Annotated in this window: 13 protein-coding genes and 1 tRNA gene; 11 read left to right on the top strand and 3 right to left on the bottom strand. The window is 65.0% G+C overall.

Features of this window, described 5'->3' with window-relative positions; genetic code table 11:
• The first annotated feature begins 29 nt into the window (after nt 1–29).
• From KTR40_RS10760 to KTR40_RS10735, 6 genes are all read left to right on the top strand, one after another.
• Nucleotides 30–104: transfer RNA gene (locus tag KTR40_RS10760), tRNA-Pro, on the top strand.
• An 81-nt stretch (nt 105–185) separates the two neighbouring features.
• Nucleotides 186–1,571 carry a trigger factor gene (gene tig, locus KTR40_RS10755; RefSeq protein WP_139029458.1) on the top strand — a complete coding sequence of 462 codons (1,386 nt, stop codon included), beginning with the start codon at nt 186–188 and terminating at the stop codon, nt 1,569–1,571.
• A 232-nt stretch (nt 1,572–1,803) separates the two neighbouring features.
• A complete protein-coding gene (locus KTR40_RS10750) occupies nt 1,804–2,427 on the top strand; it encodes an ATP-dependent Clp protease proteolytic subunit (RefSeq protein WP_139029483.1) in 624 nt (207 codons plus the stop codon).
• A 37-nt stretch (nt 2,428–2,464) separates the two neighbouring features.
• Complete coding sequence (locus KTR40_RS10745; RefSeq protein ID WP_139029457.1) at nt 2,465–3,124, top strand: ATP-dependent Clp protease proteolytic subunit; 660 nt, start codon at nt 2,465–2,467, stop codon at nt 3,122–3,124.
• 175 nt (nt 3,125–3,299) lie between these two features.
• A complete protein-coding gene (gene clpX / locus KTR40_RS10740) occupies nt 3,300–4,580 on the top strand; it encodes an ATP-dependent Clp protease ATP-binding subunit ClpX (protein WP_139029456.1) in 1,281 nt (426 codons plus the stop codon).
• Between the two features lie 83 nt (nt 4,581–4,663).
• On the top strand, nt 4,664–5,278 hold the full coding sequence (locus tag KTR40_RS10735; RefSeq protein ID WP_228403683.1) for a DsbA family protein: 615 nt from the start codon (nt 4,664–4,666) through the stop codon (nt 5,276–5,278).
• A gap of 352 nt (nt 5,279–5,630) precedes the next feature.
• Here KTR40_RS10735 and valS read toward each other — a convergent pair whose 3' ends face one another.
• The gene (gene valS / locus KTR40_RS10730) at nt 5,631–8,252 is read right to left on the bottom strand and encodes a valine--tRNA ligase (protein ID WP_228403681.1); all 2,622 of its coding nucleotides are present in this window, start codon (nt 8,250–8,252) and stop codon (nt 5,631–5,633) included.
• A gap of 126 nt (nt 8,253–8,378) precedes the next feature.
• On the opposite strand from valS, the gene KTR40_RS10725 reads away from it, so the two are divergent.
• Complete coding sequence (locus KTR40_RS10725; RefSeq protein ID WP_228403679.1) at nt 8,379–9,137, top strand: SDR family oxidoreductase; 759 nt, start codon at nt 8,379–8,381, stop codon at nt 9,135–9,137.
• A gap of 40 nt (nt 9,138–9,177) precedes the next feature.
• Here the strand turns inward: KTR40_RS10725 and KTR40_RS10720 are convergent, their stop codons facing one another.
• Nucleotides 9,178–10,182: an endonuclease/exonuclease/phosphatase family protein gene (locus tag KTR40_RS10720; RefSeq protein WP_228403678.1), complete on the bottom strand. Its 1,005-nt coding sequence runs from the start codon at nt 10,180–10,182 to the stop codon at nt 9,178–9,180.
• A gap of 393 nt (nt 10,183–10,575) precedes the next feature.
• Here KTR40_RS10720 and ileS point away from each other — a divergent pair, with 393 nt between their 5' ends.
• The 4 genes from ileS (at nt 10,576) to ndk (ending at nt 16,249) form a co-directional block, all read left to right on the top strand.
• Complete coding sequence (ileS, locus tag KTR40_RS10715) at nt 10,576–13,920, top strand: isoleucine--tRNA ligase (protein ID WP_228403676.1); 3,345 nt, start codon at nt 10,576–10,578, stop codon at nt 13,918–13,920.
• 3 nt (nt 13,921–13,923) lie between these two features.
• Nucleotides 13,924–15,282, top strand: coding sequence for a folylpolyglutamate synthase/dihydrofolate synthase family protein (locus tag KTR40_RS10710; RefSeq protein ID WP_228403673.1), 1,359 nt, complete (start codon nt 13,924–13,926; stop codon nt 15,280–15,282).
• Nucleotides 15,283–15,762 carry a DUF4233 domain-containing protein gene (locus tag KTR40_RS10705; protein ID WP_228403672.1) on the top strand — a complete coding sequence of 160 codons (480 nt, stop codon included), beginning with the start codon at nt 15,283–15,285 and terminating at the stop codon, nt 15,760–15,762.
• A 67-nt stretch (nt 15,763–15,829) separates the two neighbouring features.
• Nucleotides 15,830–16,249 carry a nucleoside-diphosphate kinase gene (gene ndk / locus KTR40_RS10700; protein ID WP_228403670.1) on the top strand — a complete coding sequence of 140 codons (420 nt, stop codon included), beginning with the start codon at nt 15,830–15,832 and terminating at the stop codon, nt 16,247–16,249.
• Between the two features lie 88 nt (nt 16,250–16,337).
• Here the strand turns inward: ndk and KTR40_RS10695 are convergent, their stop codons facing one another.
• On the bottom strand, nt 16,338–17,009 hold the full coding sequence (locus KTR40_RS10695; RefSeq protein WP_139029448.1) for a vitamin K epoxide reductase family protein: 672 nt from the start codon (nt 17,007–17,009) through the stop codon (nt 16,338–16,340).
• Between the last annotated feature and the right edge of the window lie 397 nt (nt 17,010–17,406).

The raw sequence follows: 17,406 nt of genomic DNA, 5'->3' as shown, positions 1-17,406 counted from the left end.
CGATCACCGTAGACTTGCCTGTGCACTAACGGGGTGTAGCTCAGCTTGGCTAGAGCGCCTGCTTTGGGAGCAGGAAGTCGCAGGTTCAAATCCTGTCACCCCGACTCTGCGGCCCGGACCACTCGGCCTGGACAAAACATTGCGTTTGCAGAAACCCATCCCACAATCCCAGGAGTACTTAGACCGTGAAGAGCGCTGTCGAGAACCTCACCCCCACGCGGGTCAAGCTCAATGTTGAGGTCCCCTTTGAGGAATTGAAGCCCAGCATCGACTCGGCCTACAAGACCGTTGCTTCGCAGATCCAGGTCCCGGGCTTCCGTAAGGGCAAAGTCCCCGCCAAGCTCATCGACCAGCGCGTCGGCCGCGGCTACGTCCTGGAGACTGCCATCAACGAAGGCCTCAATGGCTGGTACCAGGCCGCCGTGCAGGAATCCGGCATCCGCCCCCTGAGCCGCCCCGAGGTTGAGATCACCGAGGTTCCGGACCCCTCCGCAACGGACGGCGGGCTGAAGTTCGCTGCCGAGGTGGACGTCCGCCCCGAAATCGAACTCCCGGACTACGCCGGCATCAAGGTTGAGGTTGCAGCGGCAGAGTCCTCCGATGAGGACGTGGACAAAGCCCTCGACGAGCTCCGCGGCCGCTTCGGCACCCTCAAGTCCGTAGACCGCCCCGCGGCGGATGGCGACTTCCTCACCATCGACATCACCGCCACCATCGACGGCGAAGAGGTTGATTCCGCTTCCGGCCTGTCCTACCAGGTGGGCGCAGGCACCATGCTCGAAGGGCTCGACGAAGCCGTTACGGGCCTCAGCGCGGACGAAGACGCCATCTTCGAGACCACCCTTGTGGGCGGAGACCACGCCGGCGAAGCCGCCCAGGTCAAGGTTGTCGTCAAGGCCGTCAAGGAGCGCGAACTCCCGGAGGCGAACGACGACTTCGCCCAGCTTGCTTCCGAGTTCGACACCCTTGCCGAGCTCCGCGAAGACCTTGCCAAGCAGGCAGCCGACTCCAAGATCGTGGAGCAGGGCGTCGAGGCCCGCGACAAGGTCCTGGACAAGCTCGTTGAGCTGGTGGAGGTTCCGGTTCCGGATTCCGTGGTTGAAGAGCAGCTCGAGGCCCACTTCAAGGAGGGCAACGGACACGGTGAAGGCGAGCACGACACCGAGGAGCACCGCGAAGAGGTCCGCGCCAACACCGCCCGTGCCTTCCAGAACGAAATCATCCTTGACGCCATTGCCGAGAAGGAAGAAGTCAACGTCAGCCAGAACGAGCTGATCGACTACATCGTCACCACCGCCAGCCAGTACGGCATGGACCCCAACCAGTTTGCCCAGATCATTGACCAGAGCGGCCAGGTTCCGATGATGGTTTCCGAGGTCCGCCGCCGCAAGGCACTGGCCGTCGTACTGGGCCAGGCCGAGGTCACCGACACCGAGGGCAAGGCCGTTGACCTGAGCGACTTCGTCCGTCCCGGCGGCGAAGAGGAAGCTCCCGCGGCCGAAGCTGTTGAGGCCGAGGCTGAGACCGCTGACGCAGCCGTTGAGGACGACAAGGCAGAGGCCAAGGCCTAGGCCTCAGAGCCACTTTGTGGACAGCCCCCGGATCATCCGATCCGGGGGCTGTCTGCGTTTGATCCTGCCGCTCCGCGCCGGTCCGGCCGATCGTGCGCCGTCAGCGAACAGCCGCGGATGCGCGAACAAAACAACGCTGAAACCGGTTAGTGTCCAAGTAGTGATTTTCAGTGATGTCACCGTCACCAGCGAGAGGTATATACACATGTCACAGAACCCAGAGTCCCCCCGGATGGCGACTGTCGATCCCGCAGCCCAGGACAATTACATCTACAACCGGCTCCTGAAAGAGCGGATCATCTGGCTGGGCTCAGAGGTGCGTGACGACAACGCCAACGCTATCTGCTCGCAGCTGCTCCTGCTGTCCGCGGAGAACCCGGACAAGGACATCTACCTCTACATCAACTCCCCGGGCGGCTCGGTGACGGCGGGCATGGCCATCTACGACACCATGCAGTTCATCCCCAACGACGTCGTCACGGTAGCCACCGGCCTGGCCGCCTCCATGGGACAGTTCCTGCTTTCCTCCGGCACCAAGGGCAAGCGGTACGCCACCCCCAACGCCCGCGTCCTGATGCACCAGCCCTCCGGCGGCATCGGCGGCACCGCCTCGGACATCAAGATCCAGGCCGAGCTCATCCTGCACATGAAGAAGGTCATGGCGGAACTGACCGCCGAGCAGACCGGCCAGACCGTCGAGACCATCCTCAAGGACAACGACCGTGACAAGTGGTTCACGGCGAAGGAGGCCCTGGAGTACGGCTTCTTCGACAAGATCGCCGCGCACGCCGGCTCGGTGGCCGGCGGTGGCGGAACCTCCAACGGCTCCTCCGGCGAGCCAGCTTCACAGAACTAACCCGGCACCAAGAACACTCAGATCAGGAGCAAAGAACATGAACTACAACTTCGGGTGGTCTGCCGGTAATCTTCCGTCCAGCCGCTACGTCCTGCCCCAGTTCGAGGAACGCACGCCGTACGGCTTCAAGCGCCAGGACCCGTACACCAAGCTCTTCGAGGACCGCATCATCTTCCTCGGTGTCCAGGTGGATGACGCCTCGGCCGATGACGTCATGGCCCAGCTGCTGGTCCTGGAGTCCACGGATCCAGACCGCGACATCACCCTTTACATCAACTCGCCCGGCGGTTCCTTCACGGCCATGACGGCCATCTACGACACCATGCAGTACATCCGCCCCGAGATCCAGACCGTGTGCCTGGGCCAGGCGGCCAGCGCCGCCGCCGTCCTGCTCGCCGCCGGAACCCCGGGCAAGCGGCTTGCGCTGCCCAACGCCCGCGTCCTGATCCACCAGCCGGCCCTTTCCGGCGGCCAGGGCGGACAGGCCTCAGACCTTGAGATCCAGGCAGCCGAAGTCATGCGCATGCGCTCCTGGCTCGAGGACACCCTGGCCCACCACTCCGGACGGACGTCGGAGCAGGTCAACAACGACATCGAGCGCGACAAGATCCTGACCGCGGAAGAAGCACAGGCGTACGGCCTGATCGACCAGGTCCTGGACTCCCGCAAGATCAAACCGCAGGCAATCACCAGGTAGCCGAAAAGCAAAGTGCCGGTGGCGCCAATCATTTGGCACCACCGGCCTTTTCCTTCCACCCTCGGACGCGAATGTGACCTAGAGTGGATGTTGTCACAACCGGTCCATGCAGGCTGGTGGAGATTCCAGCAACGGTGCAAGGCTGCCAGGCAGCAAGATACTAAGGGGTTCACATATGGCTCGGATTGGCGAGAGCACGGATCTGCTGAAGTGCTCTTTCTGCGGAAAGAGCCAGAAGCAGGTGCGCAAGCTCATAGCCGGGCCCGGTGTCTACATCTGCGATGAGTGCATTGAGTTGTGCAACGAGATCATCGAAGAGGAACTGGCGGAAGTCGCCGACCTGGGCAGCTTCGAACTGCCCAAGCCCCGCGAAATCTTCGACTTCCTGCAGGAATACGTCATCGGCCAGGAGCCCGCAAAGCGCTCCCTCGCCGTCGCTGTCTACAACCACTACAAGCGGATCCAGGCTGGCCACGCACCCAAGTCGGGAAGCCTCGCCGACGGCGGCCACCACGACGACGTTGAGATCGCCAAGTCCAACATCCTCCTTATCGGGCCCACGGGTTGCGGCAAGACCTACCTCGCCCAGACCCTCGCCCGCCGCCTGAATGTGCCCTTTGCGGTGGCTGATGCAACTGCCCTGACCGAGGCCGGCTACGTCGGGGAGGACGTGGAGAACATCCTCCTTAAGCTCATCCAGGCCGCGGACTACGACGTCAAGAAGGCTGAGCAGGGCATCATCTACATCGACGAGATCGACAAGATTTCCCGCAAGAGCGAGAACCCCTCCATCACACGCGACGTGTCCGGCGAAGGTGTCCAGCAGGCGCTCCTGAAAATCCTGGAAGGCACTGTCGCCTCCGTCCCGCCGCAGGGCGGCCGGAAGCACCCGCACCAGGAATTCATCCAGATCGACACCACCAATGTCCTCTTCATCGTGGCAGGCGCGTTCGCCGGGCTGGAGGAGATCATCGGTTCGAGGTCCGGCCGGAAGGGCATCGGTTTCGGCGCGCCCCTCAACGAGGCCAGCAAGAAGGTGGACTCCTACGGTGAAGTGATGCCCGAGGACCTGCTGAAATTCGGCCTGATCCCCGAGTTCATTGGCCGTCTCCCCGTGATCACCACCGTCTCCAACCTGGACCGCGACGCCCTGATCCAGATTCTGTCCACGCCGAAGAACGCCCTGGTGAAGCAGTACCAGAAGATGTTCCAGATCGACGGCGTGGAGCTGGTTTTTGATGAAACCGCCCTCAACGCCATCGCCGACCAAGCCTTGGAGCGCGGCACCGGGGCCCGCGGACTGCGGGCGATCATGGAGGAAGTGCTGCTTCCCGTCATGTTCGATCTCCCCAGCCGGGAGGACGTTGCCAGCGTGGTCATCACAGAGGACGTCGTCCTGAAGGGCGCCGAGCCAACCATAATTCCCCACGTCGCCAAACGCCGTAAGTCTGCCTGACTCCTGGCACAGCGCCGTTCCCCGCAGTACCCCTTACATGTCGTGGCTGTCCTGTGCCACTGAGACCAGCGAAGGAATTCCCCATGACTGAAACCGCAAGGAACAAGGCCGACTTTTGGTTCGATCCGTTGTGCCCCTTCGCCTGGATTACCTCGCGCTGGATCGGCGAGGTGGAAAGCGTCCGCGACATCGCGACTGAATGGCACGTCATGAGCCTGGCCGTCCTCAACGAAGGCCGCGACCTTGAGCCGGGCTACCGGGAATCCATGGACAACGCCTGGGGCATGGTCCGTGTGATCACCGCCGCCCAGGAGCAGCACGGCAAGGGCACGGTCAAGGCACTCTACGACGCCATGGGCACGCTGATCCATGAACAGGGCGAAAAGGACCGCGACGTGGTGATCAGCAAAGCACTCGCTGAATGCGGTCTTCCCGCATCACTGGCCGGGTCGGCCACCACCGATGCCTACGACCCCCAGCTCCGGGCCAGCCATGAGGAAGGCATCGCCTTGGTGGGCCAGGACGTTGGAACGCCGGTGGTGGCCTTCAACGGAACCGCCTTTTTCGGCCCCGTACTCACCCGGATTCCGCGTGGCGAGGAAGCCGGCAAGCTTTGGGATGCCACCACCGCGCTCGCTTCCTACCCGCATTTCTTCGAGCTGAAGCGGAGCAGGACCGAACGCCCGGAATTCAACTAGGTCCGGTTCCTCCGGCGGGGCCGGACAGGAGTGCCAGGAGCCCCGGCTGAACTACTCGTTTGTAGTTCTGCCGGGGCTCTTGCGCATGGGGATGGGCGGGACAACAATAGTTCTTACCCACTTCGAAAGAAGTGGGACGTAGAAACCAAAGATTCAGTGATATGCATTCGACGCAGCCATCGGCAAAGTCAGGATGCAAGCTACAAGTGACGAACGTAGGAAGACCTGAAGATCCGAGGATTCTGCCAGACCATCAAGTCGTCACCGGATGGCCGAAAAGTCGAAGCCCCACCAACGGCAAAACGCTGATGGGGCTTCCCCTTTGCCCAAAAACAGGGCGTGGCTAATACAGCTAGGCTTTTGCCGGTTCCTCCGTGGCGGCCAGTTCCACGTCGGTCACGCTCAGGTCACCCTCGCCTACCACTACTGAGATTTCGCGGGCATTGGAGGCTGCCTTCAGGTCGGCCAGGCCGGCGTTCAATTGCCCTGCCAGTCCAACAGGGGCCGTGATGGTGGCGGACAGGACCTCCGTGCGCTGCTTCACCTTGGCTTCGGACTTGGCCTTGCGGACACCGCTGAGGGCAACACCGACGGTTGCGAGCATGGTGGTGTCGCCATCCGGCACCGCCAGGGCGGCCGGCCACTCGGCGCGGTGGACCGAGCCCTTGCGCCACCAGCTCCACACCTCTTCCGTGGCAAACGGCAGGAACGGGGCAAAGAGCCGCAGCAGGGCGTCCAGGGTGGTGGCCAGTGCTGCAAGCACCGAGGCCTGTTCCGCTTCGCCCGCGGCGCCGTAGGCCCTGTCCTTGATGAGTTCCACGTAGTCGTCGGTGAACTGCCAGAAGAAGCTCTCCGTGATCTGCAGCGCCCGTGCGTAGTCGTAGTTCTCGAAGGCCTTCGTGGACTGGGCCACAACGTCGGCGAGCTGTGCCAGGACCGCCCGGTCCAGCGGATTGCTGAGCACGGAGAGGTCTTCCGAAAGCACCGAGTCCTCAGTGGCGCCCAGGTTCAGGACGAACTTGGAGGCGTTCAGCAGCTTGATTGCCAAGCGGCGGCCGATCTTCATCTGCGCAATTTCATAGGCGGTGTCGGCCCCGAGCTTGGCGGAGGCGGCCCAATACCGGACGGCGTCCGAGCCGTATTCCTCCAGCACGTCGGTGGGCACCACCACGTTGCCCTTGGACTTGGACATCTTCTTGCGGTCCGGGTCCAGGATCCAGCCGGAGATGGCGGCGTGCTTCCACGGCGCGCTGTTTTCCAAAGCGTCGGCGCGCACCACCGAAGAGAACAGCCAGGTCCGGATGATGTCGTGGCCCTGGGGCCGGACGTCGAAGGGGAACACCTTGGCGAAGAGGTCTTCGTCGCGCTTCCAGCCGCCCACGATCTTGGGCGTCAAAGAGGAGGTGGCCCAGGTGTCCAGGATGTCCGCGTCACCGGTGAAGCCCCCGGGAACATCGCGCTGGCCTTCATCGAAGCCGGGCGCAGCGTCCGCCGCCGGGTCCACGGGCAACTGCTCGTCGGAGGGCACGATGGGGGAGTCGTAGTCCGGGTTGCCGTCAGCATCCAGCGGGTACCAGACCGGGATGGGCACGCCGAAGAAACGCTGGCGGGACACCAGCCAGTCACCATTGAGTCCCGAAATCCAGTTCTCGTAGCGGGAACGCATAAAGGCAGGGTGGAAGTCGATCTCCCGACCCCGGGCAATAAGCCGCTCCCGGCGGTCCTCATCGCGGCCGCCGTTGCGGATGTACCACTGGCGGGACGTCACCACTTCCAGGGGCTTGTCGCCTTTTTCGTAGAAGTTCACGGGGTGCATGATCTTCTTGGGCTCGCCCTCGAGCAGGTCAGCGGCGGCGAGGAGTTTCACCACCTCTTCCTTGGCGCTGAAGACCGTCTTGCCGGCAATCGCGGCGAAGGCTTCACGGCCGATGTCCGTGGTGATCCACTCCGGAGCCTCGCTGACGATCCGGCCGTCCCGGCCAACAATGGCGCGGGTGGGCAGCTGCAGTTCGCGCCACCAGGTGACGTCGGTCAGGTCACCGAACGTACACACCATCGCGATGCCGGACCCTTTGTCCGCCTTGGCGAGCGGATGGGCCTTGACCTCAACCTCGACGCCGAAGAGGGGGGACGTGACCTTCTTGCCGAACAGCGGCTGGTACCGTTCGTCGTCGGGATTTGCCACCAGCGCGGCACAGGCGGCCAGCAGTTCGGGTCGGGTGGTCTCGATGTGGATCTTCTGCCCGTCCTCGGTGAAGAACGGGTAGCGGTAGTACGCTCCGGGGACTTCGCGGTCTTCGAGTTCGGCCTGGGCCACCGCGGTACGGAACGTTACGTCCCAAAGGGTGGGTGCCTCCGCCATGTAGGCGTCGCCCGCCGCCAGGTTCGCCAGGAACGCGCGCTGCGAGACCGCCCGCGAGTTGTCGTCGATGGTGCGGTAGGTCAGCTCCCAGTCGACGGACAGGCCGAGTGTCTGGAACAGGTTCTCGAAGACCTTCTCGTCCTCCACCGCCAGCTCTTCACAGAGCTCGATGAAGTTCCGGCGGGAGACGACGTCGAAGTCCCGCTGGTTCTTGGCAGGCTGCGCCGGCGGCCGGTAGTCAGGGTTGTACGGGATGGAGGGGTCGCAGCGGACCCCGTAGAAGTTCTGCACCCGGCGTTCGGTGGGCAGGCCGTTGTCGTCCCAGCCCATCGGGTAGAAGACGTTTTTGCCGGTCATGCGCTGGTAGCGCGCCAGCACGTCAGTCTGCGTGTAGGAGAACATGTGCCCCACGTGCAGTGAACCGGAAGCGGTGGGCGGGGGAGTGTCGATCGAGTAGACCTGGTCCCGGGTTGTCTCCCTGCGGAACTTGTAGGTTCCCTCGGCCAGCCAGCGCTGCGTGAGGGCAGCTTCGAGGCCCTCGAGGGCCGGCTTGTCCGGAACGTTGATGGGGGCGGTGGTGGGCGTGTCTGTACCCTGTTTGTCTTCAGCCATCTGCCAATTGTTTCATGTCCCGCCGCGTCCACCCGCCCCGCGTCCCTGAGGCGCCCGCCCGGGCCGCGGTTCACCCGGCGACTCATCAGGAGGCGGCCGTTCGGTGGCCCCCGCTAGGGTGGTGCCATGACTGACGTTTCACAGAAAAAAGCAGCAGTGGTGACCGGCGCAAGCAGCGGAATCGGGGAGGCCACCGTCCGCGCCCTCGCGGCGGACGGGTGGACCGTATTTGCCGTGGCGCGCCGCGCAGACCGCCTCGCCGCGTTGGCGGAGGAAACGGGTGCTGTCGCCGTCCCCGCTGACATTTCGGAGGACGACGACGTGTCCCGGCTTGTGGCGCAGGTGGCCGAAGCGGGCGGCATCGACACGCTGATCAACATCGCAGGCGGTGCCAGGGGTGCCGACACCATCGCTTCAGCCAACACCGAGGACTGGGACTGGATGTATCGGGTCAACGTGCTGGGCACCATGAAACTCACGCGGGCGTTCCTGCCGATGCTGCGTGCCAACGGCGAAGGGACGGTGCTCAACCTCACCTCGACCGCGGGGCTGGCGGCCTATGAGGGCGGGGGCGGCTACAACGCGGCGAAATTCGCCCAGCACGCCATGACGGGGGCGCTCCGCCTGGAAGAGGCCGAGCACAATGTCCGCGTGATCGAGGTGGCGCCCGGGCTGGTCCAGACCGAGGAGTTCGCTGTGAACCGGCTCGGGGACCGGCAGGCCGCTGACAAGGTCTACCAGGGGGTCGAAAAGCCGCTCACGGCCGGCGACGTAGCTGATGTGGTCCGCTACGCGGTGACTGCTCCGCACCACGTGAACCTGGACCAGATTGTGATCCGCCCCGTGGCCCAGGCCGCAAACTACAAACTGATCCGCAAGAACTGACCGCGGTGGCCCGGCCCGCCGGCGGGCCGGGCTCCGGGGATCAGCGGGCGGGGACGTCCAGGACCGCCGTGATCGCCGCATGGTCGCTTCCGTCCACCCGGTGCACCGCGTAGCTGGAACTCCATATGTCCGGGCTCGTCACAACGTGGTCGATGGTGACGCCGGGCAGCAGCTGCCCGTCCATGGGCCAGGTGGGCACCAGCCGTGCGCCGGCCGCAACGCCCACGTCCACAAGTCCCTGACCATCCCCGCCGCGCAGGAGGCTGCGGAACTCGGCGTGATCGTAGGTGGCGTTGAAGTCTCCGATGAAGAGCCTGCTCCCGCCGCCGGCGGCCACCCTTCCAACGGCGGCCAGGTCACCGCGCCACTGCCCTGCCATGTGCTCCACCGGTGCCCGGGTATGGACATTGGTCACTTCCAGCACCCCGGCCCTGCCCTGCGACGTGACGGTAATCCGTAGGATGGGCATCCGGAAAGCAGTGCCGCCAACCCGCCCGGTTTCCTCAAGGGGGAACCGCGAGTACACGGCGCTGCCGCCGGCGTTATCGGCGGGATCCGTCACGCTTTCCGGCAGTAGCGCGGCCAGGCCTTCGGCAGCGAGGCGCTCCTGGAACGCCTGGGAGTGCTCCTGGACGGCAAGGACATCGATCCGGTTCTCCCGGACCAGGCGGACAACCGTGCGGGCGTCGGCCTGGCCGAGCTTCGAGTTGAAGGTCATTACCCTTAGCTCCACTGTCGGCCCGTCACCGGGTACCCGCTTGCCTGCCGGGAGCGGGAAGAGCCAGAAGGCCAGGCAGGCCAGCAGCGCCGAGCTGACAGCAGCATGCCAGCGGTTCCGTCCCAGCAGGGCCAGCAGGAGGGCCGCCGCGGCCGGCGCCGCCAGCCACGGGGTGAAGGCGAGCAGCTGGATGCCGCGCAACGGCCACACCGCCGGGATGGCCCGGAGAACCGACAGGCCCACCAGCGGCACGGTAAGGAGGAACCAGAGCCATGTGTAAGCCCTGCCGGGGCGCAAAGCCGCCCGAAGCCGTGCAGAATTGGCCATGTGCTTGAGTCTAGGCACCGAGCCGCTATTGCGCAGCAGGGCTGCGCGCCGGCCAGGGTGCCGGAATGGCGATGCACCGGCGGCGATAGTAGACTCGGAGATGGCTATGACCCGGCAATCACCGGTGAGCTTCCGGAAGAACACGCGGACTGGCGTATTGAACTGATACGTCGCGTCCGCGCCAGTAGAACCGGACGGGTAAGCCCGTCACAGCAGTCAATGAGCGGCCGTCGCGGCGCCTGTTCCTTCCGGGGAACGCGCAACGCCGGTAAGTGAGGTGGTACCGCGGTAAGCATGGAGTCCGGCGGACAACATGGCAAACCGTCCTCGCATCCTGAACGGAACAACACGGCGCAAGCCGGCAGTTCGCCAAGCTCAACCCAGGATGTCGACATGACGTATTACCCCAAGGCCTCAGCCTCCACTTCTGCCAGCGCGTCGTCCACCGGCGGTGCCGGTGTTTCCGCCTCCGTGAAGTTTCCGGAGATCGAAGAGCGCATCCTGAAGTACTGGGACCAGGACGGCACCTTCCAGGCCAGCATCGACCAGCGCAGTGCGGACGCCCCCGGCGGCCAGCCCGGCAGCAACGAGTTCGTCTTCTATGACGGCCCTCCCTTCGCCAACGGACTGCCGCACTACGGCCACCTGCTGACGGGATACGCCAAGGACCTGGTGGGCCGCTACCAGACCCAGCGCGGCAAGCGCGTGGAGCGCCGCTTCGGCTGGGACACCCACGGGCTGCCCGCCGAACTTGAAGCCATGAAGCAGCTGGGCATGACGGACAAGACGCAGATCGAAGCCATGGGCATCGACAAGTTCAACGACGCATGCCGCGCCTCCGTGATGAAGTACGCCGACGAATGGCGCAACTACGTCACCCGCCAGGCACGCTGGGTGGACTTCGACAACGACTACAAGACCCTCAACGTGGAGTACATGGAGTCCGTCCTCTGGGCGTTCAAGCAGCTGCACGAAAAAGGCCTCACCTACAACGGCTACCGGGTCCTGCCGTACTGCTGGAAAGACGAAACGCCGCTGTCCAACCATGAGCTGCGCATGGACGACGACGTGTACAAGAACCGCCAGGACCAGACCGTCACGGTGACCTTCCCCATCACCGCGGGCAAATCCGAGCTGTCGCGCCAGCTGGCCGGCGTCCAGGCCCTCGCCTGGACCACGACGCCCTGGACGCTGCCCACCAACGCGGCGCTCGCCGTCGGGCCTTCCATCACCTACGCCGTGCTGCCGGCCGGCCCCAACGGCATCAAGGCTGCGTCCCCGGAGGCGCCTGTCACGGGAAGCTTCCTCCTGGCGGCCGACCTGGTGGGCAGCTACGCCAAGGACCTCGGCTACGACGATTTCGAGGCCGCGCAGGCCGCCGTGGTGTCCACCCACACCGGCGCGGAACTTGAAGGCCTGGAGTACCAGCCGCTGTGGCAGGACTTCGCAGACAACGAAAAGTACGGCATGGAAAACGCCTGGCGGTTCCTGGCTGCCGACTACGTCACCACCACCGACGGCACCGGCATCGTCCACCAGGCCCCCGCCTACGGCGAGGACGACCAGAAGGTGTGCGAGGAGGCCGGCATCCCGGTGATCCTCTCCGTGGACGAAGGCGCCAAGTTCCTGCCGCTGTTCAAGCACGGCGACCTGCACGACATCGTGGGCCTGCAGGTATTCGAGGCCAACAAGCCCATCACGCAGGTGCTGCGCGCCCAAGGACGGCTGGTCCGCCAGGCCAGCTATGAGCACAGCTACCCGCACTGCTGGCGCTGCCGCAACCCGCTGATTTATCGCGCCGTGTCCTCCTGGTACGTGGAAGTCACCAAGTTCAAGGACCGCATGTCCGAGCTGAACCAGGAAATCAACTGGATCCCGGGCAACGTCAAGGACGGCCAGTTCGGCAAGTGGCTGGAAAACGCCCGTGACTGGTCCATCAGCCGGAACCGTTACTGGGGCAGCCCCATCCCCGTGTGGCAGTCCAGCGATCCCGAGTACCCCCGCACGGATGTGTATGGTTCGCTCGCGGAGATCGAGGCCGACTTCGGCCGGCTGCCGCTGAACAAGGACGGCCAGGTGGACCTGCACCGCCCGTTCATCGACGAACTGACCCGGCCCAACCCGGACGATCCCCGGACCCCCGAAGAGGGCCAGTCCGTGATGCGCCGCGTGGAGGACGTGCTGGACGTCTGGTTCGACTCCGGTTCCATGCCTTACGGCCAGGTGCACTACCCCTTCCAGAACGAGGCGTGGTTCGACACCCACAACCCTGCCGACTTCATCGTGGAGTACATCGGCCAGACCCGCGGCTGGTTCTACATGCTGCACATCCTCTCCACGGCCCTGTTCGACCGTCCGGCGTTCCGCAACGTCATCAGCCATGGCATCGTGCTTGGCTCGGACGGGCAGAAGATGTCCAAGAGCCTGCGGAACTACCCCGACGTCTCCGAGGTCCTGGACCGTGACGGCTCGGACGCGATGCGCTGGTTCCTGATGTCCAGCCCCATCCTCCGCGGCGGCAACCTTGTGGTCACCGAGCAGGGAATCCGCGACGGCGTCCGGCAGGTCATCCTGCCGTTGTGGAACGTGTACAGCTTCTTCACGCTGTACACGAACGCCTCCAACGTAGTTGACGGTACAGCGGCCGGGTATGACGCGAAGCTGCGCTATGACGGCTATGCAGACACGCTGGACCAGTACCTGCTCGCCAACACCGGCGAACTGGTGGGCACCATGACGGAACGCCTGGACGAGTACGACATCTCCGGTGCCTGCGATGCCCTCCGCAGCTACCTGGACATGCTCACCAACTGGTACGTGCGCCGCAGCCGGCAGCGGTTCTTCGACGAGAGCGTTGACGCGTTCGACGCGCTCTACACCGCGCTGGAAACGGTGGCCCGCGTGGCTGCGTCCCTGCTGCCGCTGGTTTCCGAGGAGATCTGGCGCGGCCTCACGGGCGGCCGCTCCGTGCACCTGGCTGACTGGCCGGACGCCAACCTGTTCCCGGCCAACCCGGGACTGGTGGAGGCGATGGACCGCGTGCAGCAGATCTGCTCCACCGGCTCCTCGCTGCGCAAGGCAGCGAACCTGCGCGTGCGCCTCCCGCTGCAGGAGCTCACGGTTGTGGCACCCGGTGCGGATGCGCTGGGAGGCTTCGCCGGCGTCGTCGCCGATGAACTGAACCTGCGCTCGGTCCGCCTGCTCGACGCCGAAGCCGCGTCCCCGGAGGAGTTCGGCATCGAGCAGAAGCTCGTGGTCAACGCCCGGGCCGCCGGCCCGCGGCTGGGCAAGAACGTCCAGCAGGCCATCAAGGGCTCAAAGTCCGGTGACTGGTCAATCAGCGAAGCCGGGGTGGTCACCGCCGGCGGCCTCGAGCTCGAGCCGCAGGAGTACACGCTGGAGACCGTGGTGGCGGAGTCCGCGGACGGCGCCGGTTCACGTGCTGCCGCAGTCCTTCCCGGCGGCGGCTTCGTGGTCCTGAACACCGAGGTCACCCCCGAACTGGAAGCCGAGGGACTGGCCCGCGACATGGTCCGCGCCATCCAGCAGGCCCGCAAGGACGCCGGACTGAACGTCAGCGACCGGATCCGGACCACGGTGACTGCCCGGCAGAACGTCGTCGACGCCCTGCTCGCCAACGCCGACCTGGTCAAGGGCGAGACCCTTACCGTGGACCTGGCGGCAGAACCCTCGGACGCCGCCGAGCCGGCTGTAGCCGTCGAAAAAGTGGAGGCCTGATCCATGACTGACGAATTTTCCGTAGAGAGCGTCTACGCCGAACTGCTGGGCCGGGCGCCGGAAAACAAGATGGAGCCGCGCCTCGCGCCGCTGTTCCGCGCCATGGACGTTCTGGGGGAGCCCAACAAGGCGTTCCCGATCATCCACGTCACCGGCACCAACGGCAAGACCTCCACCGCCCGCATGATCGAATCCGTGCTGCGGGCCCATGGCCTCAGCACCGGACGGTACACCAGCCCGCACCTGTCCAAGGTCACGGAGCGGATCAGCATCGACGGCCACCCGGTTTCCGACGAGACCTTCGTCCGGATCTGGGACGAAATCCGGCCCTACCTGGAGATCGTGGACTCGGAGCTTGAGGCCGAGGGCCAGCCCCGGCTCACCTACTTCGAATGCCTCACCATCCTGGGCTTCGCGATCTTCGCGGACCAGCCGGTGAACGTGGCCGTCATCGAAGTGGGCCTGGGCGGCATCACCGATGCCACCAACGTGGGCGACGGGCAGGTCTCCGTTATCACGCCCATTTCCCTGGACCACACCGACCTCCTGGGTGACACCACGGAGGACATCGCCTACGAAAAGGCCGGCATCATCAAGCCGGGCGGCTACCTCATCAGCGCCGCCCAGCCCCTTGACGCGGCGCAGGTCCTGCTGGAGAAGGCCAAGGAGGTGGGCGTGCCGTTCCGCTTCGAAGGCGTGGAATGCGGCGTGGAGTCCCGGGCCGTGGCGGTGGGCGGGCAGGTTGTGAGCATCCAGGGCATCGCCGGGCGCTACCCGGAACTGCTGGTACCGCTGCACGGCGCCCACCAGGCGCAGAACGCTGCGGTGGCTGTGGCCGCCCTTGAGGCGTTCTTCGGGGGCGAAAAGGAACTCGACTTCGAGGTGCTGCAGGAAGGCTTCGCCAACGTGACGTCGCCGGGCCGGCTTGAAGTGGTGCGTACCGCGCCCACCATCATTGTGGACGCTGCACACAACCCGGACGGCATCAAGGCGTCCGCTGCCGCCCTCCAGGAAGCCTTCACCTTCACCAGGCTGGTTCCGGTAGTTGGCGTGCTGAAGGAAAAGGACGCCGAGGAGATCCTCCGGCAGCTCAAGGAGTCGCTCGGCGGGATGGCGGAGGAGTTCTGCTTCACCCAGTCGAACTCCCCGCGCGCAGTGCCCGCAGCGGAACTGGCCGAACTCGCGGTTGAGCTCGGTTTCGGCGAGGACAACGTGCACATCGCAGAAAAGCTCGACGACGCACTGGAATGGGCGGTGGAACGCGCCGAAGCAAACGACGACCTGTCCGGGGGAGTCCTGGTAACGGGCTCCATCACCCTGGTGGCCGAGGCCCGGATCCTGCTCGGAAAGACGGAGGCCTGAGTGGCCAAGCTGACCAAAGCGCAGCGTGAATGGCGCCCGGGCATGCCTAAGAAGCGCCGCTCCACGAAGGTGATGTTTGCATCCACCGTGCTGCTGCTGGAAGCATTCGTTATGTTCTTCGCCACCCTGGCAGTGTTCGGGCTGCGGCGCGGGGAATTTCCGCCGGCCCTCATCCTGGGGGTGGGGATCGGGCTCAGCGTTGTGATGATTGTGGCCTGCGCCTTCCTCACCCGGCCCTGGGGCATCGGGCTGGGCTGGATCCTGCAGCTCGTCCTGATTCTCACCGGCATCATCGAGCCCGCCATGTTCCTGGTGGGCACCCTGTTCGCAGCGGCCTGGTGGTACGGCATCCGCACCGGAATCCGGCTGGACCGCGAGGCCGGGGAGCGCGCCCGCGAGCAGGCGGAGTGGGAAGCCGCCCACCCGGACCAGGCGGCGGGGCCGGCGTCGGGGCCGGGGCAGCAGCCGCAGTCCCCCTGACCGAAGCCGTTCGGCCTTGGCCCCGTAGACTTGTCCCCGAAACCCATCCCAACGCATTGGAGCAGTTGTGACCACTGAGCGCACCCTCGTCCTGATCAAGCCCGACGGCGTCGCCCGTAACCTCACCGGCGCCATCCTGGCCCGGATCGAAGCCAAGGGCTACACCTTGGCCGAACTCAAGAAGGTTGACGCCTCGCGCGAACTCCTGGAGCAGCACTATGAGGAGCATGTGGGCAAACCCTTCTACGAGCCCCTGGTGGAATTCATGCTCAGCGGCCCCGTTGTTGCAGCCATCTTCGAGGGCCACCGGGTCATCGAGGGCTTCCGGTCCCTGGCGGGCACCACCGACCCCACCACGGCAGCCCCCGGCACCATCCGCGGCGACTTCGGCCGCGACTGGGGCTTGAAGGTCCAGCAGAACCTGGTGCACGGTTCCGACTCCACGGATTCCGCCGAGCGCGAGATCAAGATCTGGTTCCAGGGCTGACCCCGCCAACCTTCCCGAGATGACAGGTAAGGCCGATGTTCTTCGTGAACATCGGCCTTATTTGTCATCCTTGTGGACTGGCGCGGACCTAGAACCCTGACGTTCCGGCGAAAACCTGGATGAAGGCGAAGAAGATGGTGGCGATGACGGCCACATAGAGCAGTGCCGTGATGATCCAGCCGGAGTCGCCCAGGATGCGCGCGGCCTTGGCGGGCACCGGGATCACGCCGGTGCTGATGTTCCGGATGGTCACCCACACGAACAGCGGAATCATCGCCGCCCAGACAATCATGCAGAACGGGCACAGGATGTGGATGGCGTACAGCGCCTGGGACCACAGCCACACCACAAACGCAAAGCCCAGCGTGACGCCGGCCTGCAGGCCCAGCCAGTACCACCGGGCGAAATTGGCACCCGCAAGCAGCGCCATTCCCACCGTTATGGTGATCGCGAACGCCACGATGCCGATGAACATGTTGGGGAAGCCAAACAGCGAGCTTTGCCACGTCTGCATCACCTGGCCGCAGGAGATCCACGGGTTCACGTCGCACACAGTGGTGTGGTTGGGGTCCTTGAGGACTTCCAGTTTCTCCAGGACCAACGTTCCGGAGGCCAGCCAGCCGACCACGCCGGTAATGACCAACAGCCAGCCGAGGGGCCGATTGCGGGTCATGGGCGGGAGGGCTCCGGCCGCACTGGTGTCCGGGTCCACAGTCCGTTCCGGCGCGTGGGTGCCGCTGAGGGGGGAAATGCTGGGCATTGGCAAGGCGTCCTTTTCATCGGGTGCTCCTTGCCCGATTGTAACGCCGGCGGCTGGCAAGACCCTTCAGGAAGGGGAACAGGTGGTGCAGCTTCCGCCGTGGAATAGTCCGGGTGTGAGAGAATGAACGTGGCTGGAACCCGATCCACATTCGGACTCCGGTCCGGTGGCTTGTTCACAAGACCGCCAATGACGAGCAGCGCAGGTTTTGGGTTTGTTGATCCAGCCTCCCGCAACTCCATTGGGCGGCACCTGGTTGTGGCACGTGGAACAACGGGTTTTTGAACATCCTGCCGGCCCCCACGGGCTGCCGCACCCCACTGCCGGTGCGAACCTGGGGGTATCCACTTGACTTCTGTCAACGCCTGCGGGTTTTGACAATATGTGCCCCAATGGG

This window comes from Pseudarthrobacter sp. L1SW, from assembly GCF_020809045.1.
In the GTDB taxonomy this organism is placed as follows: Bacteria; Actinomycetota; Actinomycetes; order Actinomycetales; family Micrococcaceae; genus Arthrobacter.
Note: the sequence above shows the minus strand (reverse complement) of the source record. Positions and strands in the feature narration are given on the sequence as shown.